This window comes from Variovorax sp. IB41 (genome assembly GCF_016405905.1).
GTDB lineage: Bacteria > Pseudomonadota > Gammaproteobacteria > Burkholderiales > Burkholderiaceae_C > Variovorax.
In genome coordinates this window covers 599,422-623,157 of the sequence record NZ_JAEFCB010000001.1, presented here as the reverse complement: position 1 = coordinate 623,157, position 23,736 = coordinate 599,422, and the positions used below count along the sequence as shown (strand labels likewise).

Annotated in this window: 11 protein-coding genes; 4 read left to right on the top strand and 7 right to left on the bottom strand. The window is 70.4% G+C overall.

The genetic code is table 11. From position 1 onward, the window contains the following. Nucleotides 1-6: 6 nt before the first annotated feature. From JC881_RS02910 to JC881_RS02890, 5 genes are all read right to left on the bottom strand, one after another. On the bottom strand, nt 7-1,218 hold the full coding sequence (locus tag JC881_RS02910; protein WP_198784198.1) for a polysaccharide biosynthesis/export family protein: 1,212 nt from the start codon (nt 1,216-1,218) through the stop codon (nt 7-9). Between the two features lie 62 nt (nt 1,219-1,280). After that, a complete protein-coding gene (locus JC881_RS02905) occupies nt 1,281-2,279 on the bottom strand; it encodes an alpha/beta fold hydrolase (protein ID WP_233101498.1) in 999 nt (332 codons plus the stop codon). Beyond that, nucleotides 2,272-3,129, bottom strand: a complete 858-nt coding sequence (locus tag JC881_RS02900; RefSeq protein ID WP_198784197.1) for a serine aminopeptidase domain-containing protein — start codon at nt 3,127-3,129, stop codon at nt 2,272-2,274. The genes JC881_RS02905 and JC881_RS02900 overlap by 8 nt, the downstream gene beginning before the upstream one ends. A 4-nt stretch (nt 3,130-3,133) precedes the next feature. Further along, nucleotides 3,134-8,194, bottom strand: coding sequence for a non-ribosomal peptide synthetase (locus JC881_RS02895; protein WP_198784196.1), 5,061 nt, complete (start codon nt 8,192-8,194; stop codon nt 3,134-3,136). After that, nucleotides 8,191-15,456: a polyketide synthase gene (locus tag JC881_RS02890; protein ID WP_198784195.1), complete on the bottom strand. Its 7,266-nt coding sequence runs from the start codon at nt 15,454-15,456 to the stop codon at nt 8,191-8,193. The genes JC881_RS02895 and JC881_RS02890 overlap by 4 nt, the downstream gene beginning before the upstream one ends. Nucleotides 15,457-15,982: 526 nt before the next feature. Between JC881_RS02890 and JC881_RS02885 the strand changes: the two genes are divergently transcribed. The 3 genes from JC881_RS02885 (at nt 15,983) to JC881_RS02875 (ending at nt 20,587) form a co-directional block, all read left to right on the top strand. Beyond that, the gene (locus JC881_RS02885; protein ID WP_198784194.1) at nt 15,983-16,867 is read left to right on the top strand and encodes a class I SAM-dependent methyltransferase; all 885 of its coding nucleotides are present in this window, start codon (nt 15,983-15,985) and stop codon (nt 16,865-16,867) included. 259 nt (nt 16,868-17,126) lie between these two features. Continuing rightward, the gene (locus JC881_RS02880) at nt 17,127-18,560 is read left to right on the top strand and encodes a sigma-54-dependent transcriptional regulator (protein ID WP_198784193.1); all 1,434 of its coding nucleotides are present in this window, start codon (nt 17,127-17,129) and stop codon (nt 18,558-18,560) included. 68 nt (nt 18,561-18,628) lie between these two features. After that, complete coding sequence (locus JC881_RS02875) at nt 18,629-20,587, top strand: adenylate/guanylate cyclase domain-containing protein (RefSeq protein ID WP_198784192.1); 1,959 nt, start codon at nt 18,629-18,631, stop codon at nt 20,585-20,587. Here JC881_RS02875 and JC881_RS02870 read toward each other — a convergent pair. Beyond that, nucleotides 20,574-21,314: a TetR/AcrR family transcriptional regulator C-terminal domain-containing protein gene (locus tag JC881_RS02870; RefSeq protein WP_198784191.1), complete on the bottom strand. Its 741-nt coding sequence runs from the start codon at nt 21,312-21,314 to the stop codon at nt 20,574-20,576. The genes JC881_RS02875 and JC881_RS02870 overlap by 14 nt on opposite strands. A 103-nt stretch (nt 21,315-21,417) precedes the next feature. Between JC881_RS02870 and JC881_RS02865 the strand changes: the two genes are divergently transcribed. Further along, the gene (locus tag JC881_RS02865) at nt 21,418-22,719 is read left to right on the top strand and encodes an aspartate aminotransferase family protein (protein WP_198784190.1); all 1,302 of its coding nucleotides are present in this window, start codon (nt 21,418-21,420) and stop codon (nt 22,717-22,719) included. Here JC881_RS02865 and JC881_RS02860 read toward each other — a convergent pair. Next, complete coding sequence (locus JC881_RS02860; protein ID WP_198784189.1) at nt 22,706-23,731, bottom strand: NAD(P)/FAD-dependent oxidoreductase; 1,026 nt, start codon at nt 23,729-23,731, stop codon at nt 22,706-22,708. The genes JC881_RS02865 and JC881_RS02860 overlap by 14 nt on opposite strands. Nucleotides 23,732-23,736 lie beyond the last annotated feature (5 nt).

Sequence of the window (23,736 nt, the reverse complement as noted above, 5' to 3'; positions counted from 1 at the left end):
CGCGGCCTACCGGCTGCGCGCGGTGTCGCGCGCGAGGTTCAGGACCTGGGCGGCCGGCAGGATCAGGCTGGCCACGCGGTTCCAGGAGACCAGCGGCACGCGGTCCACGTAGACCACGTCGCGCGGCTTCAGCTCGAAGCGGTCGGCCAGCGCGAGGGCTGCCGGGTTCTTGGCGTTCATGTTGAAGATCTCGGTGGTGTCAGGCCCGCCGTCCGACCGCGACGCATTGCGGATCACGTAGATCTGCCCCGGGTCGGACGAGAACAGGTCGGGCCCGCCCGCATCGCCCAGCGCCTCGTTCAGGCTCAGGCGCCCGTTGCGCATGAGGAGCGCCGAGGGCCGCAGGATCTCGCCCATCACGTAGACCCGGCTGTCGTCGCGCGCGCCGACATACACGATGTCGCCGTTGCGCAGCGGGATGTTGTTGGGGTCGGCGCCGAAGCGCTTGAGCTGCAGGAGGTCGATGGCCACCGAGGTGTCGCCGCGCGAGAGCACCACCTGCGAGCGGTCGCCCGCGGCGGTGATGCTGCCCGCGCGGTTCAGCGCCTCGGCCAGCGTCATCGGCACGTCGGTGAAGATCTGCAGCCCCGGCGTGCGCACCTCGCCTTCCACGTAGGCGCGCTGGCTGCGGAACGACTGGATGCGCACGCTCACCTGCGGCGCCTTGATGAAGGCGCGGATGCGCTTGGCGATCAGCTCCGACGCGCTGCTCTCGGTGAGGCCCTGCAGCTTCGTGCGGCCGATGTAGGGAAAGCTGATCTCGCCCGACGCATCGACGATGAAGCCGGGCGCGACGGTCACGCCCGTCGGGTCGCTCTGCTGGGCGATCACCGCGCCCGCGTTGGGCAAGAGTTCGGGGTGGTCGTAGACGATGATGCCCACCACGTCGCCCGGCCCGATGGTGTAGGCCGAGGCCCGGCCGAACAGCGCCTTCACCTCGGGCGCGAGGCCCGTGTTGCCCGCGTTCTGCGCGCGGATCAGCTCGGGCGTGATGGTCTTGACCTTGTTGGTGCCGACGGTGCCGTCGTCGTTGCGCAGCACGCCCGGCGTGCCGAAGCCCGGCACGCAGCCGCAAAGGCCCAGCGACAGCAGCATCGCCATGGCCAGCCATCGGACGCGGCCGGCCGCGAACGAGGCGTGTGCGCCGCGGTCGGCACACCCGGTGAAGAACGGAACGCGGCCGCCCTGCGGCGTGCTCGCTGGATCGATGCGGATCATGAGGTTCTCCTTGGCTGTCGTGGTCGGTGGTCGGTGGTCGGTGATCGGTCGGTGGGCAGTGGTCAGGGCGCGGCCCACTTGGTGGGCATGGGGCGCGGGGTGCTCGCGGCCGGGCGGCCGGCGCCGCGCCGTCCGGCACCGGTCGCGCTGCCGGCGCCGGTGCCCAGGCAGCGCTCGGCGACCCAGTCGCCCACGGCTTCGAGGAACAGCTGCTGCCCCTCGGCCGTGCAGACCGTGTGGTCCACCTCGCGCATGAATTCGTACTGCAGCGCCTCGGCGAACGGCTCGTGGCGAAAGGCGCCGAGCTGGTCGCGGTCGCGGTCGCACACGTGCAGCGAGCCCGAATAGAGAAGCTGCATGGCCACGTTGCGCTCGGCCAGCAGCGCCATGGTCCGGCCGAACCAGGCGGCCGTGGCCTCGGGCGAGGTCTCCTGCGTGAAGAAGCCGGGCATCGGCTTGGCCGCTTCGCTGCGCAGCACGTGGCGCTTGAGCCAGCGCCGCGTCTTGCCCGCGAACGAGGGATGGGCGGGCGCCGCGAGCGCGCGCCGGAGCGTGCGCTCCCAGCGCGTGCGCCGCTGCGGAAAGGCGTAGCCGTCGAACAGCGAGAGCCCGACCACGCGCGCATCGGCCGCGGCGGTGGACATGGCGTGCTCCGCGCCCGAGCACATGCCCATGATCACGAACTCGCGGATGCCCAGCGTCTGTTCGAGGAGGTCCATGCCGGCCTTCAGGTCGAGCACGGCGCGCGCGGGCAGGTCGGCGGCCGTGGCCGGCGCGTCGCTGTCGCCGATGCCGCCCAGGTCCAGCCGCAGGCTCGCGACGCCGCGCGCGGCCAGCGCATGCGCCAGCTTCACGTTGATGCGGCGCGGCCCCACGCGGTGGTTGGCGCCCATGTTGAACATGAGGCAGGCGACGGTGGCGGGCGCCTGTCCGACCGGCGTGGTGATCATGCCGACCAGCGCGTCGTCCGCGCCGAAGCGCACCGGCTGCTGCGCCATGCGGGTGGCTTGCGGCATCTGGATGACCTGCGTCGCCTGCAGGGCGCGTGTCGTGTCATTCATGAAGCGCCCCCTGCAGACGGCTGAGCGCATCGGCCGGGACCATCGCGCTGTTGGGGTAGGGGTCCGCGGTCCAGTCGAGCCGGTGCTGGAAGTACGCCAGGCGCACCGGCATGTGGCGCGACTGCTGCTCGGCCGCCCACTGCGGCGTGTGCGCGTCGTCCGGCGGCACGAGCACCAGCGTGTCGTGCAGCGCGGTGAGCGGCAGCGATTCGGGCGTGAGCGCATCCAGCTGCGCGCGCAGCGCGGGCGACAGGGCCGTGCCCAGCGCCTCGTCGGGCAGCGCCGCGGGCTCGCGGGCCAGGTCGCGGCGCCATGCCAGGTCGGGGATGCAGAAGGTCGCGTCGATCGCGGCCACGTGCTGTTCGCGCAGGAACCGCGCATAGCGGCGGCCGTCGATCACCGGTTCCCACAGCACCAGCCGCACCGGGTCGCAGCGCCCGTTGCGCGCCGCCAGCACGGCCAGCGTGGCGCCCAGGCGCGCGCCGACCCAGACGATGCGCTTGTCCGGCGCGCGCCGGCGCAGCTCCTCGTGCGCCGCGCACAGGTCGCGCCGCCAGCCGTCCAGCTCGCCCAGGCGCTCGTCGCCGGGGGAGTCGCCGGTGCCGTGCAGGTCGAAGCGCAGCGTCGGCGTGCCGGTGCGGGCGAACCGCTCGGCCAGCACCTTGAAGAAGCGGTGGGTGCGCAGGCCCTCCTGGCCGAACGGCGGGCAGACCAGCACCGCGCTGTCTTCGGCGCGGTCGTTCTCGGCCGGATGGAACAGCCCGAAGAGCTGGCGCGAGGCCGGGCCGAACATGATGGGCTGCGCCGCGGTGCGTTCCGCAGCGGTGGTGGCGAAGGCGATGGCGGTCATGGCATCAGCCCTTGCGCAGCCAGCCGCCGAACGCGCGGCCCAGGAGGCCCTCGTGCGATGCGCTCTTGACCTGGCCGAGCGGCACCTGCGCCAGCTCGCCCGGCTCGGTGTCGGCCATGCCGGCGCGCGGCGAGGGGGAGGCGGCGATCTGGCCCAGGTTCTCGAACAGGTAGCGCCGCGAGGCCACGCGCACCCCCAGCGTCCGCGCGGTCTGCTCCACCGCGCGCAGCACCATCAGCGAATCGCCGCCCAGGTCGAAGAAGTTGTCGCTCGCGCGGATCTCGTTGACGTCGATGCCCAGCACGCCGGCCCAGATCTGCGCGAGCGGGGCCTGCTCGGGCGTGAGCAGGCTTTGCACGGGGATGCGCGCGGCCGTCACTTCGGTTGCACCCGGCGCGACGGGCGCGGCGGTGGCCAGCGCCTCCTTGGGCTTCTCGGGCTCGGCCGCCGCCAGCTTGCGCAGGTACGCCGCGCTCGCCGAGCCTTCGTCGGTGGCCAGGTAGGCGAGCGTGGCCGCGGGGCGGTCGGCGGCGCGGTGCAGCAGCTCCAGGTAGCGGTCGCGCAGCTGCGCGCCGGTCTCGCGCAGGTAGATGTCGGCGTTGTAGATCAGCGCGCCTTCCAGGCCGTGCGGCTTGTCCATCAGCCACACGCCGATGTCGTCGGTCGCGCCGCGCTGCATCAGGTGCATCTGGCGGGTCTGCAGGCTCCCCAGGGTGCGTGCGCGTTCGCGCGCATCCTGGAACGAGAACATCGACTGGTAGGGCCCGGCGCCCCGGTTCTGGCTGCCCAGGCCGCCGTCGGCCACCATGCGCTCGAACGGCACCTGCTGGTAGTTCATGAGCGTGAGCAGTTCCTGCTTCACGTAGCGCATGAAGTCCGGCAGCGATTGCGCCGTGTCGATCTGCAGCGACACCGGCAGCACGTTGTTGAAGACGCCCATCACGTCCTCGGTCTCGGGCTGCTGGCGGCCGCGCACCGGGTTGGCGATGACGATCGATTCGCTGCCGATGACCTGGCTCATGGTGAGCGCGTAGAGGCCGAAGGTGAGCATGCTCAGCGTCACTTCCATGCTGCGCGCGACCTCGCGCAGCCGCGCGGTGGTGGCCAGGTCGATGTGGATCCACTGCGTGCCGCCCTGGCCGCTCTTGCCCGCGCGCCGCGGCATGTCGGTGCGGGGGGCGCGCGGCACGGGCGCGCTCTCGAAGCGGCGGCGCCAGAAGTCCAGCTGCTGGCGGAACTCGGGCTCGCGCATCCACTGCGTGAGCCACTCGGCGTAGTCGCCGTGCGTGGTGGCCAGCGGCGCCAGCGCATGCGGGCGGCCGCGCTCGGCGGCGTCGTAGATCGCGGTGAGCTCGCGCTGGAAGAGGTCGAAGCACCAGCCGTCCCAGACGAGGTGGTGCGGCACGAACACGAAGGCATGGTCGTCGTCGTCCACCTGGAACAGCGCCGCATGGGCCATCGGCGCGCGGTGCAGGTCGATCGGCTGGTCGGCCAGCTCCTGCATGCGCTCGGCCAGCTCGGCCTCGCGCTGGTCCGCGGGCAGGCCGCGCAGGTCGACGAGCGGCAGCGAAAATTCCACACGCCGCGATATCGATTGCACGGGCTGTCCCGAGGTCGGCTCGGTGCCCACCGAGGTGCGCAGCGCGGGCTGGCGGCGGATGATTTCGGCCAGCGCCGCCTCGAAGCGCGCCACGTCGAGCGGCCCCACGAGCCGCTGCGCCGAGGGCACGTTGTAGACCGAGCGGCCCGGGTGCAGCTCTTCCATGAAGCGGATGCGCTCCTGCGAAGGCGTCATGGGCGCGGCCACGCGATCGGGCCGGAACGGCAGCGCCTTCTGCATGCCGCCGCCGGCGCCCTGCAGCACCGCGATGGCCGCGGCCAGCCGCTCGGCCGTGGGCGCCTCGAACAGCGTGCGCAGCGGCAGCGTGACCTGGAATTCGCGGCTCAGGAGCGTGGCCAGCCGCGCGGCCAGCAGCGAATGGCCGCCCATCGTGAAGAAGTCGTCGTGCATGTCCAGCCCGGGCAGGCTCAGCACCTGTTCCATGGCCGCGAGCACGGTGCGCTCGGCGTCGTTGCGCGGGGCCGCGCCGCGCCGCACCTCGCCGCGCGGCACGGCCTGCGGCGCGGGCAGCGAGACGCGATCGAGCTTGCCGTTGGGCAACGTGGGCAGGCTCTTGAGCGTGACCACGTGCTGCGGCAGCATGAAGGCCGGCAGGCGCTCGCGCAGGTGCTGCATCAGCGCATCGAGCTCGAACGCGGCGCCCGGCACCAGCGCCAGGTAGGCCACCAGCCGCACGTCGCCCGGGTGGTCTTCGCGCGCCATCACCACGCTGCGCGACACGCCGGCCACTTCGTTGCAGCGCGCCTCGATCTCGCCGGGCTCGATGCGGTAGCCGCGCACCTTCACCTGGAAGTCCAGCCGCCCCAGGTGCTCGATGAGGCCGTCGTTGCGCCAGCGGCCGCGGTCGCCGGTGCGGTACACCGCGCGGTTGTGGCCCAGCACGCGCGCCGTGACGAAGCGCTCGGCCGTGAGCTCGGCCCGCTCGTGGTAGCCCAGCGTGAGGCCTTCGCCGCCGATGCAGATCTCGCCGGGCACGCCGATGGGGCAGGGCTGCATCTCGGCGTCCAGGATCCACACCTCGGTGTTGTCGATGGGCGTGCCGACGGACATGCCGCGCGCGGCGATCGTCTCGCGCTGCATGTTCCATGCGGTGGACCACACGGTGGTCTCGGTGGGGCCGTAGACGTTCCAGATCTCGGCGGCGCGGTCCAGCAGGTCGAACGCGAGCCGGGCGCGCACGGCTTCGCCGCCGATCCAGCCGCGGAAGACCTTGGTGCCGGCCCATTGGGCATCCAGCAGCAACTGCCACATGCCGGGCGTGGCCTGCAGCACCGTGATGTCCTCGGACTCCAGCAGCGCGCGCAGGCGGTTGCCGTCGATCGCCGTCTCGCGCTGGACCATCACCACTTCGGCGCCGGCCGCCAGCGGCAGCAGGATCTCGGCCACGTGGATGTCGAACGACAGCGTGGTCACCGCGGCGATCCGGTCGTTCGCGCCGATGCCCGGCGCCTTCTGCATCGAGGCGAGCAGGTTGGCCACCGCGCCGTGCGGCACGCGCACGCCCTTGGGCAGGCCCGTGGAGCCGGAGGTGTAGATCACGTAGGCGGCGTCGTCGGGGCCGGCGTCGCCGCTGCCCGGTTCCAGCGCACTGGCCGGCTCCTGCAGCCAGGCGGTGTCGCGGTCGATCTCGAAGATGCGCGCGGCCGCGTCGGCATTCCAGCGGCGCGGCGCGGCCGCGATGTCCGAGGTGGTGACAAGGAGGGTGAGGCTCGCGTCCACCGCGTAGTGGTCCAGCCGCGCCTGCGGAAAGGCCGGGTCCAGCGGCACGTAGGCCGCGCCGGACTTGAGCACCGCCAGCAGCGCCACGACCATGTCCAGGCCCCGCTCCAGGCACAGGCCCACGGTTTCGCCGCTGCCGATGCCGCGTGCGCGCAGCGCATGGGCCAGGCGGTTGGAGCGCGCATCGAGCTCGGCGTAGCTGCAGGTGCGCGCGCCGTCGCGCACCGCGGGGCGCGTGGGCTGCAGCAGCGCGCGTGCCATGAAGCCGGCGTGCGCGAGCGGCAGGCCTTGCAGCGGCGTGGGCGGTGGCTGCAGCGCGGCGAGCGCGTTCGCCGCCTCGGGCGAGAGCACCTCCAGCCGGCCGATCGCGTCGGCCGGGCTGCGCGCGGCCGAGCGCAGCACGCACTCGAACATGTCGAGCCAGCGCTGCACGCTTTCCTCGTCGTAGAGGTCGGTGTTGTACTGGGCCTCGATCTGCAGCCCGCCATCGAGCGGCCGCAGGTTGAGGAAGAGCTCGAAGTTCTCGCAGCGGCGCGCCACGGTGTCCTGCTCCACGTGCAGGCCCGAGAAGGTCTGCGCGCTGCCGGCCACGTCGGGGTCGACGTTGAACATCACGCTCACCAGCGGCAGGCGGCTCGCATCGCGCTGCAGCGCGAGCTTGCCCAGCAGCGCGCCGTAGGTGAGCGACTGGTGGTCGAACGCATCCAGCACGGTGGTGCTGCACTCGCCCATGAGCGCATCGAAGCGCAGCGTGGCGTGCGCGGCGATGCGCAGCGGCAGCAGGTTCACGCAGTGGCCCACGAGGCCGGGCATGTCGCGCGCCAGTTGCCCCGAGGCCGGGATGCCGACCACGATGTCGTCCTGCCCGGTGAGGCGGTGCAGCGTGGCGACGAAGCCCGCGAGCAGCCCCGCGAAAAGGCTCGCGCCGGTGCGGGCGCTCATGCCGCGCAGCGTGGTCACCAGGCGCCGGTCGAGCAGCCGCTCGGTGCGACGCGAGGCGAAGGTGCGCACGGCGGGGCGCGGGTGGTCCGGCGGCAGGTCGAGCACCGGCAGCGTGCCGCCCGAGAAGCGTTCCAGCCAGTAGTCGATGTGGCCTTGCATGTCGGGGTGCGCGGCCTCTGCGGCTTCCTCGGTGGCGAAGGCGTCGAAGGTGGGCGCCGCCTTCAGCGGCAGGCCCTCGCCGGTCTGTTCGGCATAGAGATGGCCCAACTGCTCGGTGACCACCGCCCACGACCAGCCGTCGCACACCACGTGGTGCGCCGACATGAGGAGCTCATGCTCCCCTTCGCCCAGGCGATAGAGCACGGCCCGAAAGAGCGGCCCGTGCTCCAGCGAGAACGGCGTGCCCACCGCCGCGTCGTGCGCGTCGGCCAGCGCCAGCGCGCGCGCCTCGGCATCGAGCGGCTCCAGGTCCTGCTGCACCAGCGGATCGGGCTCGGCCTGGCCGACCAGCATGCAGGTGCCGTCGGGCGAGATGGTGGCGCGCAGCGACTGGTGCCGCGCCACCAGCTGCGCCACGGCGCGCGCCATGGCCTGGCGGTCCAGCGGGCCGCGCAGGCGCAGCAGCACCGATTCGTTGTAGGCCAGCGATGCCTCGGGGCTGAGCATGGCGCCGAGCCAGACCTCGCGCTGCGACTCGGTGGTGGGAATCACGCATTCGACGAATGCGCCGACGTTGGCGGCCGAGCCCAGGGCGGCCGAGGTGGGGCGAAGAACGGCGTTCATGCGGCCCGCCCGTTCGAGATCTGGATCGCGTCCGCGCTGCCCGGCACATACCAGAACGGCTGGCCGTCCACGTCGCGGCCGAGCACCGAGCCTTCCTCGGCGGGCTTTCGCATGTCGAAGGCCGGCACGGCCGGCGTTCGGCGCGGCAGGAACCCCGACTCCTGCATCTCGGCCACCGATTCCTTGAACGCGCGCTGGATCGTCGCGATGTCTTCCTGGCTGTGCGCCGTCGTGAGGAAGCACGGGAAGTTGTCCAGGATGTGCACGCCGCGGCTGCGCATCATGGCAAAGAGCAGGTCCTGCAGCGGATGGTCTTCGAGCCAGTTCACGCGCCAGAGCGAGGCGAAGTGGCGAATGGCGATCGGCGCGCCGACCTCGGCGCACCAGCCGGTGAGCTCCTCGGCCATCGCGGTGGTGCTCGCGCCGAGCGCGGCCTGCAGCGCGGGGCCCGCGGCCTTCAGGTGTTCGAGCGAGGCCTTGCACGCGGCCAGCGCGAGCGGGTGCCGCACGAAGGTGCCGGCGAAGTAGGTCACGCCCACGCCCGGAATCGAATCGTCGCCGTACTGCCATGCACCGCCGTCCAGCGCGTCCATGAACGGGCGCTTGCCCGCGATCACGCCGACCGGGAAACCGCCGCCGATCACCTTGCCGTAGGTGGCCAGGTCGGCGCGCACGCCGAAGAGTTCCTGCGCGCCGCCCAACCCCGTGCGAAAGCCCGTGATGACCTCGTCGAAGATGAGGCAGGTGCCGCTTTGCGTGGTGACATCGCGCACCGCGTGCAGGAACTCCCGGGGCTGGAAGTCGGGCCGGCGGCTCTGCACCGGCTCGACCAGCACCGCGGCCAGGTCTTCCGCGTTCTCGCGGATGAAGGCCAGCGCCTCGGGCGTGCCGTAGTCCAGCACGCGCACGTCGCCGAACATGCCGCTCATCACGCCGGGCGCCGCCGACAGGCCCTTGCCGCCCTTGCCGGCGCGCACCAGCACTTCGTCGAAGGTGCCGTGGTAGGAGCCGGTGAAGACGGCCACCGTGCTGCGGCCGGTGACGGTGCGCGCGATGCGCAGCGCCGCCATCACGGCCTCGGAGCCGGTGTTGCACAGGCCCGCGCGCTCGCAGCCGGTGAGCTCGCACAAGAGGCGCGTCACGTCGGCCGCGAGCGGATGCTGCGGGCCGATTTCGTAGCCCGCGTCCAGCTGCTTTCTCACCGCCTCCTGCACGAAGTCGGGCTGCCAGCCGAAGAGGTTCAGGCCGAAGCCGTTGAGCGCATCGACGTATTCGTTGCCGTCGATGTCCCACATCTTCGAGCCCTTGGAGCGTTCGATCACGATCTGGTAGGTGATCTCTTTCGTGATCGGGCGGAAGCCGTTGACCACGCGCGGGTCGGCCATGTGGGCGCGGTTGTCTTCGGTGAAGCGCTTGCTGTTCTGCGTGCGCGCCACGTAGCGCCGCACGAACGCGGCCAGCCGCGCCTTCTGCCGCGCGCTGGGTTCGGCGGTGGCCTTGGTGTGGATGCGGGCGATGGCGCCGAAGGCCTTGGCGACGTCGTAGCGCACGGGTTCGCGGGGGGCGTCGGGCGACGCGTCCTGTGTCTGCGCTGGCTGCACCGGTTGCATCGCCACGGCAGGCACCGAGACCGTCGCCGGCACGGCCATCGCCACGGCGGCGGTCGAGCCCGACAGCAGGGCCAGTTGCTGGCGCATCAATTCCATTTGCTGCGCAATCAGCTGGTTGACGGCACCGGCCGGCAATTGGGGCAATTGGCTGGCCATCTGCACCACCGGTGCCATCTGCGCCATCGGCTGCATTGCTTCCTGCACGGTGACTGGCGCTGCCGTTGCGGCGGCCACGGGCACGGCCTCGGGCGGCAGGCTCTGCTGCAGGAACGCCGTGAGCGCATCGAAGCTGCGGTAGTTCTCCATCAGCTGGCGAAAGCTCAGGTTGACCTTGAAGGTCTTCTTGATCTGCGTGGCGGCCTGGGTCAGCGTGAGCGAATCGAGCCCGAGCTCGGCGAACGCGGCGTGGCCTTCGGCCTCGGCCATGTCGATGCCCGAGATGTCCTCGAAGAGCGTTCGCAATCGCGTGCCCACCGCGGACGAGGCGGATGAAGGCGCAGGGGTCGATGAGGTGGAAGGCACTGCAGCGGTCACGGTCGGCTCCAATGAAACGGTTGGGACGGAAAGGGCGGGAAGAAGGGCGGTGGGCATCGGCGCAGCCGATGCGACGGGCGCGGTGAAAGCGGTGGAAGCGATGGGCGCGATGTCGACCCAGAGGCGCTTGCGCTCGAACGGATAGGTGGGCAGGCACACGCGCCGTGCGCCGGCCCGTGCGGCCAGGCGGGCGAGCTCGACGTCGGCGCCGCAGGTCCACAGGCGCGCGGCGGCCAGGCGCAGCGTGCGGGCCTCGTCGGCCGGCTCGCCGTGCAGCAGCGAGACGGCAGCGATGCCCGTCTTCGACGTGAGGGCCAGCGTCTTCGCGCCGTGCTGGCGCACCAGCGTGGCGAGCGTGTTGCGCGGGCCGGCTTCCACGAAGACCGGGTTCGCCGCCGCAGCCGCCGCGCTTTGCAGCGCCGACGAAAAGCGCACCGTGCCGCGCAGGTGCTTTGCCCAGTACGCGGGGCTGGTGGCCTCCGCGTCGTCGAGCAGCCGGCCGGTGAGCGTCGAGAAGATCGGGATCGCCGGTGCGTGCAGCGCGACCTCGGCGACGAGCGCCTCGAAGGGCGCGACCGCGCCGTCCATCATCGAAGAGTGGAAGGCGTGCGAAGTCTGCAGCGCGCGGCAGGCGATGCCTTCGGCTTCGAGCGCGGCTTGCAGTTCGGCGACGGCCTCGGTGGGGCCGGCAGCCACGCAGGCGGTCGGTCCGTTCTCCGCGGCGAGCGAGACGGAGGGAGAAGACGCGAGCCGCGCGGCCAGATCGTCCGCACCGAGGCGCACCGACAGCATCGTTCCGGCAGGCATCGCTTGCATGAGCGCGCCTCGCCGCGCGACGAGCCGGGCCGCGTCTTCAAGCCGCATCACGCCGGCGATCACCGCCGCGACGAATTCGCCGACGCTGTGGCCGATGAGCGCATGCGGCCGCAGGCCCAGCGACAGCAGCCGCCGCGCGAGCGCGTATTCGAGCGTGAAGAGCGCGGGCTGCGTGACGGCCGTGGGCGCGAGCGCGGCCGGGTCGTCGCTGAACATGCGCTCGCGCAGGTCGAAATCGGTGGTGCCTTCGAGCGCGCGCAGGCAATCGTCGAACGCGGCGGCGAACACCGCGTCGCTCGCATGCAGCGCGCGGCCCATGCCGGCGTACTGCGCGCCCTGGCCCGGGAACATCAGCACCGGCTGCGGGGCGCGCGCGGCGATGCTGCCGCTGGTGCGCCAGGGGGCGTCGTCCATTCGCAGTGCAGCGATGGCTTCTGTTGCATCGGCGGCCACCACGGCGCGGCGGAAGGCATGGGCCTTGCGGCCGACGCTGAGCGTGAAGGCCGCATCGGCCAGCGCGAGGCCGGGGTGCGCTTCCAGGTGCGCCGCGAGTTGCTGCGTGGCCACCGCGAGCGCGGCCTCCGAGCGGGCCGACAGCGGGAGCACGTGGATGCCGGCCGTGACCGGTGCCGCAGCGGCGCGCGCCGGCGCTTCTTCGAGCACGACGTGCGCATTCGTGCCACCGACGCCGAACGAGCTCACCCCCGCGCGGCGCGGCAGGTCGGCGCGCGGCCAGGGCTGCAGCTGGTTCGTCACGAAGAACGGCGTGCGCGCGAAATCGATCGAAGGGTTCGGCGCGGTGAAGTGCGCTGTGGGCGGAATCTGTTCGTGGTGCAGCGACAGCGCCGCCTTGATGAGCCCCGCGGCGCCCGCGGCCGTGACCATGTGGCCCACGTTGCTCTTGAGCGAGCCGAGCGTGCAGTAGCCGCGCGCATCGGTGTGCTCGGCGTAGGCGACGGCCAGCGCCTCGACCTCGATCGGGTCGCCCATCGGCGTGGCGGTGCCGTGCGCCTCGACGTAGCCGATGCTCTGCGCGTCCACGTCGGCCGCGGCCAGCGCGGCGCGGATCACCGCGGCCTGGCCGTCCACGCTGGGCGCGGTGAAGCTGGCCTTGGCGCCGCCGTCGTTGTTGACGCACGCGCTGCGCAGCACCGCGTAGATGGTGTCGCCATCGGCCTCTGCATCCGCCAGGCGCTTGAGCAGCACCACGGCCGCGCCGTCGCTGAAGACGGTGCCCTTGGCCTCGGCGTCGAAGCTGCGCGTGTGGCCGTCGGGCGAGAGCATCGAGCCCTCGTTGTAGAGATAGCCGCTTCGGGGCGGGCAGGTGACCGAGGCGCCGCCCGCCAGCGCCATGTAGCACTGGCCCGTGCGCAGCGCGTGGAAAGCCTGCGACACCGCGACCAGCGAGGTGGAGCAGGCGGTGTTCACGCTCACGGCCGGCCCGCGCAGGTTCAGGCGGTTGGCCACGCGGGTGGTGATGTAGTCCTTCTCGTTGGCCAGCATCACCTGGAATTCGCCGACGGCTTCCACCAGATCGGGCCGCGAGGCGACGTGGCGCTGGAAGTAGGTCGCGTTGTACGTGCCCGCGTACACGCCCACGGGGCCGGGCGCCTCGTCGGGCACGTAGCCCGCGCGCTCCAGGCACTCCCAGCAGATCTCCAGGAACACGCGGTGCTGCGGGTCCATGAGGGTGGCTTCCTTCGGGCCGATGCCGAAGAAGGCGGCGTCGAAGTTCTCGATGCCTTCGATCACGCCGCGCGCCCGCACGTAAGCCGGGTCGTTGCGCAGGGCCTGGCTCACGCCGGCATCGAGCGTGGCGTCGTCGAAGAAGCTCACGGTGTCGCGGCCGGCGACCAGGTTGTCCCAGAACTGCTCGACGTCGCCCGCGCCGGGAAAGCGGCCGGCGGTGGCGATGAGGGCGATGGCTTCGGGGGCGTCGGCCGGTGCGCGGTGTGCGGTGGTGCCGCGGGCGGTGGTGAGCACGGGCTGCGCGATCGCTTCGGCCGGTTGCAATTGCGCCGCGATGGCGGCCGGCGTCGGCTGCCGGAAGAAGAGGTTGGTCGACAGCGTCGGCGCGTCATCGCGCTGCAGGTCGGCCAGCACCTGCAGCACCAGCAGCGAGTTGCCGCCCAGGTCGAAGAAGTTGTCGTTGCGCCCGGCCTTGGCGATGCAGAGGGCGCGCGCGAAGGCGTCGCACACCTGCTGCTCGAGCGCATCGCGCGGCTCTTCATAAGGCTGCGCGAGTTCGGGCCGCTCGCCCGCGGGCTCGGGCAGCGCCTTGCGGTCGAGCTTGCCGTTGGGCGTGACGGGCAACTGCGCGAGCCACACCGGCGCCGAGGGCAGCATCGCCGCGGGCAGGCGGGCCGCGAGGTGCGCGCGCAGCACGTCCCACGGCAACGGCTGCGAGCGCGCGACGAGGTAGGCGACCAGGCGCAAGGCGCCATCGCCGCCGGGCCGCGCCACCACCGCGCACGACTGGATCGCCGGGTGCGCGAGGATCGCCGCCTCGACCTCGCCGGTCTCGATGCGGTGGCCGTGGATCTTCACCTGGCCATCGATGCGGCCGATGAATTCGACGGTGCCGTCGGGCAGCCAGCGCGCGAGGTCGCCGGTGCGGTAGAGCCGGTCGTCGGGCCCGCCGAAGGGATCGGGCACGAAGCGCGCGGCGGTGAGCTCGGGCTGCCCGAGGTACCCGTGCGCAAGGCCATGTCCGCCGATGCACAGCTCGCCCACGAGGCCGCTGGGCAGCAGCGCGAGCGACGGGCTCAGCACGCGCAGCACCGTGTCCTTGATCGGCCGGCCGAGCGGCACCGAGCGCAGGCCGGCCGCGAGGCTCTCGCGTTCGATGCGGTGCGTGGCCGCGAAGGTCGTGCACTCGGTCGGGCCGTAGCCGTTGCTCAGCGCAAGGCCCGGGAGCGCATCGAGCGCGCGGCGCACATGCGCCACCGACAGCGCCTCGCCGCCCGTGAACAGGTGCGAAAGGCCCGCGAGGTGCTGCGGATCGCTGTCGATCACCGCGTTGAAAAGCGCCGCCGTGAGCCACGCGGTGTGCACGTCGTGGCGGGCGATGGTGCGCGCGAGGCCGGCGCCGGTGGGTACCCGTTCGTCGTGCACCACGCAGCGGCCGCCGTTCAGGAGCGGCCCCCAGATCTCCAGCGTCGATGCGTCGAAGGCGAGCGGCGCCGCATGCAGCACCGCGCGGCCGGGGGCGAGATCGACGTAGTCCACGCCGACCACCAGCCGCAGGATCGCGCGGTGGCTGATCGCCGTACCCTTGGGTATCCCCGTCGAGCCCGAGGTGTACATGAGGTACGCCACCGATTCGCCATCGATGCGCGGCGTGTTCTGAAGAGTGCGATGCGTGTCGTCTTCAGGCGCATCGAGCAGTACGGCGGTGCGGTCGGCCGGCACGAGGTGGCCGAGCGCTTCGCTCGTCAGCACGTGCGTGGCGCCTGCCTGCCCGAGCATGTTCGCGACGCGCTCGGCCGGAAAGTCCGCGGGCACCGGCACGTAGGCGGCGCCCGCCTTGAGGATGCCGAGCATGGCGACGATGGCGGCCATCGAGCGCTCCAGCATCAGCCCGACGTTGTCGCCGGCCTGCACGCCCAGGCGCTGCAGGCGCTGCGCGAGGCGGTCGCTGCGCTCGTCCAGCTCGCCGTAGCGCATCGCCGCGTCGCCTTCCACGATCGCCACCGCATCGGGCGCGGCGGCTGCTTGCCGGCTGAAGAGGGCCGGCACGGTGAGCGCGCGGTCGAGCGTGGAGGGCGCCGTGTTCCAGGCGGCGAGCTGGTCGTGGCGATCGGCGGCGGGCAGGGTGCGGATGTCGCCGAGCGGCGCATCGGGGCGGTCCAGCAGGTCGGCGGCGGTGTCGGTGATGGCGGCGAGCAGGCGGTCGGCCGCCCGCGCATCCATCAGGCCCGGGGCGATTTCCAGGTGCAGGCAGGCCAGGTGGCTGGAGGGGGCATCGAACCGAAGGCGCAGCGGAGCGTCGGAAGGCTCGGCGGTCGTGCGGCGGTCGCGGTCCAGCTGCGCCAGCCATGCGCTGGCCGTGGCGGACGGCAGCGGCTGGCCCAGCCAGCGCGCCTGCAGCAACTGCCAGGCGCCGGCGAACAGCGTGTCCGGCAGATGGCCGGTGGTACCCAGGGCGGCCAGCGAGCGCTGCGCGAGGTCCGCGTCGAGCGCCAGGGTGGCCGTGAACCGCCCGCCGCCCGCTTCCAGCGAGGGCTGCGCCACGAACAGGTCGTTGAGCGAAGGCCCGGAAGCGGCGGGCGTTTGCGCCAGCGGAACAGTCTGAGTTTCCATTTAATTACCAAGCTGAATTGCAATGGATAATTCCTGAATTAAGATTGACCTAACAATCGGAATTCAAGTCGGGATCGGCTTGTTGCGATCCTAGGAGCTTGGTGAACTGTCCGTGTGGGTGTTTCAGGGGTCTGTTACATCGAGATATACTTATTTCTGGATTCAACTACCCTATTTATGGTGTTTGGGGTACCCAATTCATGATTTTGAATAATTTGCCGTTCGGTTGACTGCCGAATTTACGGATCGGACGGTGGAATCTCGTTTCAATAAAGGCCCAGCCGCCCCGTGCAGGGGGCTGCTGGTGGCACTCCGGGAGGGACGGGCCATGTGCCCGCGGCAAGCGCCGCTCCGTCTTGACACTTGTCAAGTTTGGCAATCTTGTAAACATGAAGAATCGAATTGAAAGCGTTTCCTGTTTGATTTCCGCTTTTCAGCGGTTAAAAAATCAAATTGCAGAAGAGTTGGCCGAAAACCCTATTAAAAAATACTCCAGGGAGTTCGATGATTCAACGAAAGGCTGAATATGCTCGACGACATCCTGTTACCCGGCGTTGTTCTGAATTATTCCGGCGGTTATTGGCGATCGAACATGGAGGGAAATTCCGACGGAAGATCGGCCAATGCCTTCTATTTCGGAAATAAGGAATGGGCGGGCGAATACTTCGCCTTCTGCCATCGCGATGCGCATTTCCGCAATAGATGGCTCGCCGCCGGCGGCGATTGGACGGACAAGGTCGTCGTCGATCTGGGCTGCGGCCCCGGCAATGTCTTTGCCACGGTGGGCGGAAAGCCCAGGCTGCTGGTGGGCGTGGATGTGGCGGGCGGTTCGCTGGAGATGGCGGCCGGAATCGGCTACACGGCCGTGCTGGCCGATGCGGCGAACACGCCATTCCGTTCGCAGATTGCCGATATCGTCGTCATCAATGCTTCACTGCACCATTGCGACGATATGCAAGCGGTGTTGCGCGAAGGTGCGCGGCTGGTTAAGCCAAATGGTTTGCTTATCACCGATCACGACCCGCAATTGACCGCATGGGACTACAAAGGCGTGGCCCGTTTGCTCTGGAATGCGCGGCTGGGTATTTACCGATTGATCCGGCACGGATTTCACAAAACCGGCAACCAGCAGTCGTGGGGCCTGAAGACCGAAATCCACCACCGGCCCGGCGACGGGGTCACGCGGGAATTTTTCACCTCGACGCTGGAGCCGCTGGGTTTCGAGGTCGCGGTGCACCCGCACAACCACCAGGTCGGCGCCGCGGCGCTGCGCGGCGACGTCGGGCCGGCGCAATGGAAGTACCGCATCGGGAACCTGCTCTCGGGCCGCGATCCGGCGGCCCCCGCGAGCGCGCTGTCGCTCATGTGCATCGCGCGGCGCAGCCGGCAAGGGGCCGGCGCGGCGGCCTGAACGGCCCCGCGCCGAGGGCGGCGTCGGCCGAATGGCCATGCGGCGACCGAAAAAACGGGCGCGAATGGCTTTCGATCGTTATATTCCCAAACCTCTTGAAACAACGTCAAATGCTGTGAATCCGGCGCTTTAGGTCTTGCGTACTACATCGCAACCGGGGCGCGATGGGCACGCGTTGCGCTGTCTCGGGTGAACAAACCGCCGCCAATGGCAGGGTTCAGGCGCCGCCCTGCGGCGCCAGGGCAAAGGGGAGTCACGATTGGGCCATGCACTGATTGTTGAAGACGACGAGGAATCGGCGCGAATGATCGCCGCGCTGGTCGTGCGCGAGGGGCACACGGCCGCGTGCGCCCATTCGATCGGCGCGGCCCGCCGCCTCATCGCGACGCGGCGGCCCGACCTGCTGCTGCTGGACCTGCACCTGCGCGACGGCAGCGGTTTCGACCTGCTGGCCGACCTGGACACCCTGGGCGACACGGTGCTGGTGCTCATGAGCGCCCAGGCGGTCCCCGAAACCTCCACCGGCCCGCCGGGCCTGCAGGCCACCGACTACCTGCCCAAGCCGATCAACCCGCAGCATCTGAAGAAGCTGCTGTCGCGCCTGGTCGAGCCGTCGCAACTACGCCTGGAACTCGATGAAGTGCAGGAGCGCTGGCGCGAAACCGGCCGCTTCGGCCACCTCATCGGCCGCTCGCCGCCGATGCAGCGCGTGTACCGCCAGATGTCCCGGGTGGCCGACACGGCCGTGAGCGTGTTCGTGCATGGCGAGAGCGGCACCGGCAAGGAGCTGGTGGCGCGCGGCGTGCACGACCTGAGCGGCCGGCGCGACCAGCCCTTTCTGGCTGTCAACTGCGCGGCGCTTTCGCCGCACCTGATCGAGAGCGAGATCTTCGGCCACGAGCGCGGCAGCTTCTCGGGCGCGGAGCACCAGCACCGCGGCTTCTTCGAGCGCGCGCACGGGGGCACGCTGTTCCTGGACGAAGTGACGGAAATGCCGCTGGAGCTGCAGGCCAAATTGCTGCGCGTGCTGGAGAGCGGCATCTTCATGCGCGTCGGCTCGGTCCAGCTGCAGCAGACCGACGTGCGCATCATCGCGGCCACCAACCGCGACGCCGCCGAGGCGGTGACCAGCGGCAAGCTGCGCGAAGACCTGCTGTACCGCCTGCACGTCTTTCCGATCGGGCTGCCGCCGCTGCGCGAGCGCGGCGACGACATCCAGCTGATCGCGCGCAGCTTCCTGCAGGACCTGCACCACGCGGACGGCGGCGCGGAGCGCTTCACGCCCACGGCGCTGTCCCGGCTGTCGGCCTACCACTGGCCGGGCAACGTGCGCGAGCTGCGCAACATCGTGCAGCGCACCTGGGTCATGGCCACGGGGCCGGAGGTGGGCGACGAGTGGCTGCCGCCGCCGACGGTTGCCGCTGCGCCCGCCGCGGCGGCCCGCGCGCTGCCGCGGCGCGACGTGCCGACGGCGCGCGCGACGATGGCGGGCTTCGACGACACCGTGCCGGGCGCGCTGGAGCCGGGCGGCAACGAACTGATGGTGGAGGTCGGCACGCAGCTGGCCGACGTGGAACGGCGCGTGATCCTCGCCACCTACGAGAGCTGCGGCCGCAACAAGGAGCGCACGGCCGCGGTGCTGGGCATCAGCATGAAGACGCTCTACAACCGCCTGAAGGAGTACCGCCTGTGAAGTACCGGGAGCTGCCGGCCGCGCGCTGAAGCAGGGCGAGAATCGGCGCGAGAGAGAGGACCGCGCACATGACAGACGATTCCGGGCATCCCGACGCGACGAAGGTACCTGCGCCTTCCGCGCCTTCCAAACCTTCAACGGGCGCGCGCCTCCGCCGCTTCCGGGTCGACGTCGGCACCATCATCTGCGCGGTCGCGCTGCTGCAGTCGCTGCTGCTGGTGGCCTTCGGCTACTGGGGCGCGGAGCAGCTGGTGTCGCGGGTCGGCGAGTCGGCGCACAAGGTCAACCACGACCGCGTCGAGGACAACGTGCTGGCCTTCCTCGCCAAGACCGAGGCACTGGTGCGCGCCGTCGCGCACACGCCCAGCCTGCATCCGGCCGGCGAAGACGGCGAGCAGACCGCCGAGCTGCTCTGGGCCGCGCTGGCGCAGACGCCCGAGCTCGACAGCATCGGCGTGGCCAGCGACGACGGCCACGTGCTGATGGCGATGCGTTATCCCGAGCCGGTGGTGCGCCAGGTGCTGCGCGATGCGGACTTCAGCACCGAGACCTGGGAATACAAGCAGCCGCCCGACGCCGATGGGGACGACGACCCGCGCCAGCGCTACGCCACGAGCCGCATCGAGGCCTTTCGCAGCGACGACGACCCGGTGCACGACGAATGGTTCGTCGAAGCGCAGAAAGCGCAGCACCCGCTCTGGACCGCGCCCTTCGTGCTCGGCTCGGCCAAGGAGCTGGGCATCGGCCATGCGCGGCCCAGCCGGCGGCGCGACGACGAAGGGGCGGTGCGCACGCTGGTGGTGGCGGGCGGCGTGTCGCTCGGGCACCTGTCGAACCTGGTGCGCGTGTTCGGTGGCACGGGCCATGGACACAGCGCGTTGCTGAGCGCGGACCATCACGTGATCGCGCGCAGCGACCAGCCCCACGTCGTTCGCGCGCTGGAAAACCCAGAGGGCGGCGTGCTCGGCGCGGTGCACGCGCACATGCTGGCCGACGGCAGCCATGGCTGGACCGACGACATGGCTTTCAGCCTCGTGCACGACGGCGAGCGCTACAAGGTGCAGACCTCGCACATCCCCTCGACCGGCTGGCGGCTCGTGAGCTGGGAGCCCGAGGACGCGCTGCTCGGCGGGCTGCACCGCAACGTGCTGTGGTCGCTGCTGCTGACGCTGGCGTTCCTGGCGCTGGCGCTCTTCATTTCGCTGCGCCTTTCCAAGCTCGTCACGGCGCCGATCGAGAAGCTCTCGCGCACCGCGCGGCGCATCGGGCGGCTGGAGCTGGACAACCTGCCGCGCGAATCGAGCCGGGTGTTCGAGATCGAGAACCTCAGCCAGGCGCTGGACGATTCAGCGCGCAGCCTCCAGGCCTTCCGCAAGTTCGTGCCGGTGGACGTGATCAAGCAGCTCGTCGCGCAAGGCCATGCGCTCGCGCCCAACGGCTCGCCGCGGCGCGTGACCGCGATGTTCACCGACGTGGAGGGCTTCACCAGCATCTCGGAATCGATGGACGCCGACCTGCTCATGCGCCAGCTGACCGCGTACTTCAACCTCGCCACGCGCGTGTTCGCGCGGCATGGCGGCGTGGTCGACAAGTTCATGGGCGACGGGATCATGGTGCTCTGGGGCGCGCCGGCGGACCTGCCGGATGCGGAGTACCAGGCCTGCGTGGCCTCGCTCGAACTGCATGAAGAGATGCAGGCGCTCAACCGCAAGTGGCGGGAAGAGGGGCTTCAAGAATTCCGCACGCGCATCGGGATTCACACGGGCGTCGTGATCGCGGGGGTGCTCGGCTCGAGCGACCGGCTGTCTTACACGGCACTGGGCGACGTGATCAACGTGGCGAGCCGCATCGAGAGCACGAACAAGCAGCTGGGCACGCGCACCTTGATCTCAGAGGCCACGTTCGAAGGGCTGGGCGGGCGGCTGGCCACGCGGCGCATCGAGGAGCTGGTGGAGCTGCGCGGGCGGCAGACGCGCATGGTGCTGTACGAGCTGCTGGACCCGGCGATGCCCGTCAAGCGCCCTTGACCCTGCGCGCGAACGCCTCCAGCCCGTCGATGGTGATCCGGATGTGCCGCTCGAAGCTGCTGTCCAGCGGCACGGTGGTGCCATTGTCCCAGCGCACGATGAAGGCCTTGTTGGCGAGCAGCGGCAGGTTGCGCGCGAGCACCGGGTGGTCGAGCGGGCGGATGGTGTGCACGCGCTCGCGCAGCTCCTCGGCCCAGGCCTGGGTGTTGTCGGCGGGCAGGGGCGAGAACTCCATCGTGAGAAAGCCCAGCATCGCCGCGATCACGCAGTTGTAGGCCTCCAGCAGCGGCTGCCCCTCGAAGCCAGCCTCAGCCAGCGCGGCGAGCACGCCTTCGACGAGTTCGGTCGGCAGGCTGCCGTTCGACACCAGCTGCGCGCCCAGCAACTGCGCCACGTTCGGGTGGCTGCGCACGGCGGCGCGGCAGCGGTGGAAGAGCTCGGTGATCCATGCTTGCCATGCGAGCGTGCCCGCCGGCGGCGTGACCTGCGCCATGACGGCGGCGGCCACCTCGGCCAGCAGCGCTTCGCGCGTGCTCACGTGCCAATGCACCGTGGCCGGGTAGACGCCCAGCTGGGAGGCGATCTCGCGCATGCTGAACGCGCCCAGGCCGAATTCGTCGATGTGCGCGAGCGCGGCCTCGGCGATGAGGCGCTTGGAGAGCGCGCCGCCGCCGGTGGGGCGGCCGGCGGTTTTCGGCTTGGGTTCGGGCTCGGGCTTCTTCTTCATGGATTCAGCATTGTGCGGCGGGCGAATTGATTGTATAAATATTATTAATTGAGCACTGATCAATTAATCGCGGCCAAGCCCGCCATTTCCCAAGGACCGTTCCATGACCGACGCCATCGACCAAGCCCTCGCCGGGGCGCATCAACGCTTCACCGAGGGCAACCCCGAGAGCAGCCGCCTCTTCGACGCGCAAACGCGCTACATGCCCGGCGCCAACACGCGCTCTGTGCTGTTCTACGCGCCGTTCCCGCTCACCATTGCCAAGGGCGAGGGGGCGGCGCTCTGGGATGCCGATGGCCATCGCTACGCCGACTTCATCGCCGAGTACACGGCCGGCGTCTACGGCCACTCGGCGCCCGAGATCCGCGAGGCGGTCATCGCGGCGATGGCCGACGGCATCAACCTCACGGGCCACAACCTGCTGGAAGGGCGCCTGGCAAAGACCATCTGCGAGCGCTTTGCGCAGATCGAGCAACTGCGCTTCACCAACTCGGGCACCGAGGCGAACCTGATGGCGCTCACGGCCGCGCTGCACTTCACGGGGCGGCGAAAGATCGTGGTGTTCTCGGGCGGCTATCACGGCGGCGTGCTCGGCTTCGGCGACAAGCCTTCGCCGACGACCGTGCCCTTCGATTTCCTCGTGCTGCCCTACAACGACGCGCAGCGCGCGAGCGAGGAGATCGCGAAGCACGGACCGGAAATCGCCGCGATCCTGGTCGAGCCGATGCAGGGCGCGAGCGGATGCATTCCGGGGCGGCTCGATTTCCTGCAGGCGCTGCGCGATGGCGCCACGCAAGTCGGCGCGCTGCTGGTCTTCGACGAGGTGATGACCTCGCGCCTCGCGCCGCACGGCCTCGCGAACCAGCTGGGCATCCGGTCGGACCTCACCACGCTGGGCAAGTACATCGGCGGCGGCATGTCGTTCGGCGCCTTCGGCGGGCGCGCGGACGTGATGGCGCAGTTCGATCCGCGCACCGGCGCGCTCGCGCATTCGGGCACCTTCAACAACAACGTGATGACGATGGCGGCAGGGTATGCGGGGCTCACGAAGCTCTTCACGCCCGAGGCCGCCGGTGCGCTGGCCGAGCGCGGCGAGGCGATGCGTGCGCGGCTCAACGCGCTGTGCGCGAAGGAGGGCGTGGCGATGCAGTTCACCGGCGTGGGCTCGCTGATGAATGCGCATTTCCTGGAAGGCGAGGTGCGGCGCGTGGACGATCTGGCGCCGGTCGATGGGCGCCTGCGCCAGCTGCTCTTCTTCCACCTGCTCAGCCGAGGGATCTACACCTCGCCGCGCGGCTTCGTGGTGCTCTCGCTGCCGGTGTCCGATGCGGACATCGACGGCTACGTCGCCGCCATCGGCAGCTTCATCGGCGAGTACCGGGCGCTGTTGTCTAGCGCGAAGTAGCCACGCCCAGCAGCTCGTGCAGCCGGGTGCTGGTCGTCGTGTACTGCAGCGGCACGGCCTTGCCCGGGAACACGATGGCGGTGGCGCCCCAGGCCGCCAGCGTGGCTTCATGGAAGCCGCAGACGATGAGCTTCTTCTTGCCCGGGTAGGTGTTGATGTCGCCGACCGCGAACACGCCGCGCTCGCGCGTTTCGTATTTCTCGGTGTCGACGGGCACCTGCTTGCGCTCGAGTTCGAGGCCCCAATCGGCGATGGGGCCGAGGCGCGGCGAGATGCCCAGGCACGCGACCAGCGCATCGAGCGGCAGGTCGACGGTCGTCGCATCGGGCGTGGTGATCTGCAACTGCTTGCCGTCGAACGCGGTCGGCTGTCCGACCTTGAAGGCCAGCTTGCCGGCGGCGACGAGGGCGCGCATCGCGGCGATGTTCGCCTCGTCGGCCTGGAAGCCGTCGCGGCGATGGATCAGCGTGACCTGCCTGGCGATAGTCGTGAGGGCGACGGCGGTTGCTAGCGCGATGTCGTCGCCGCCATTCACCACCACCGTCTGCCCCGCAAAGCGGTCCAGCGATTCGGGGTGATAGAAAAGCGAAGTGTCCTCGAACTGCGCGATGCCCTCGAGCGTGATGCGCTTGGGCACGAACGCGCCGACGCCGGCCGCGATGAACACCGTCTTCGCGAGGAACGCCTTGCCGGCCGAGGTCGTCAACAGAAGGCGCTCATCGGCTTGACGCTCCAGCGTGGCGACCTGTTCACCAAAGTGAAATTGCGGCTTGAACGGCGCCACCTGCGCGAGCAGCGACTGCGCGAGCTCGCGCCCGCTGGTCACCGGCGTGCCGGGAATGTCGTAGATCGGCTTGTCGCCATAGAGCGCCACGCACTGGCCGCCCGCGGCGGGCAGTGCATCGACGATGTGGCAGGAGATTTCAAGCAGGCCCAGCTGGAAGGCCTGGAACAGCCCGACAGGGCCTGCACCGACGATCAGGGCATCGGTCTCGACAGGATGGGAAGGCATTCAGG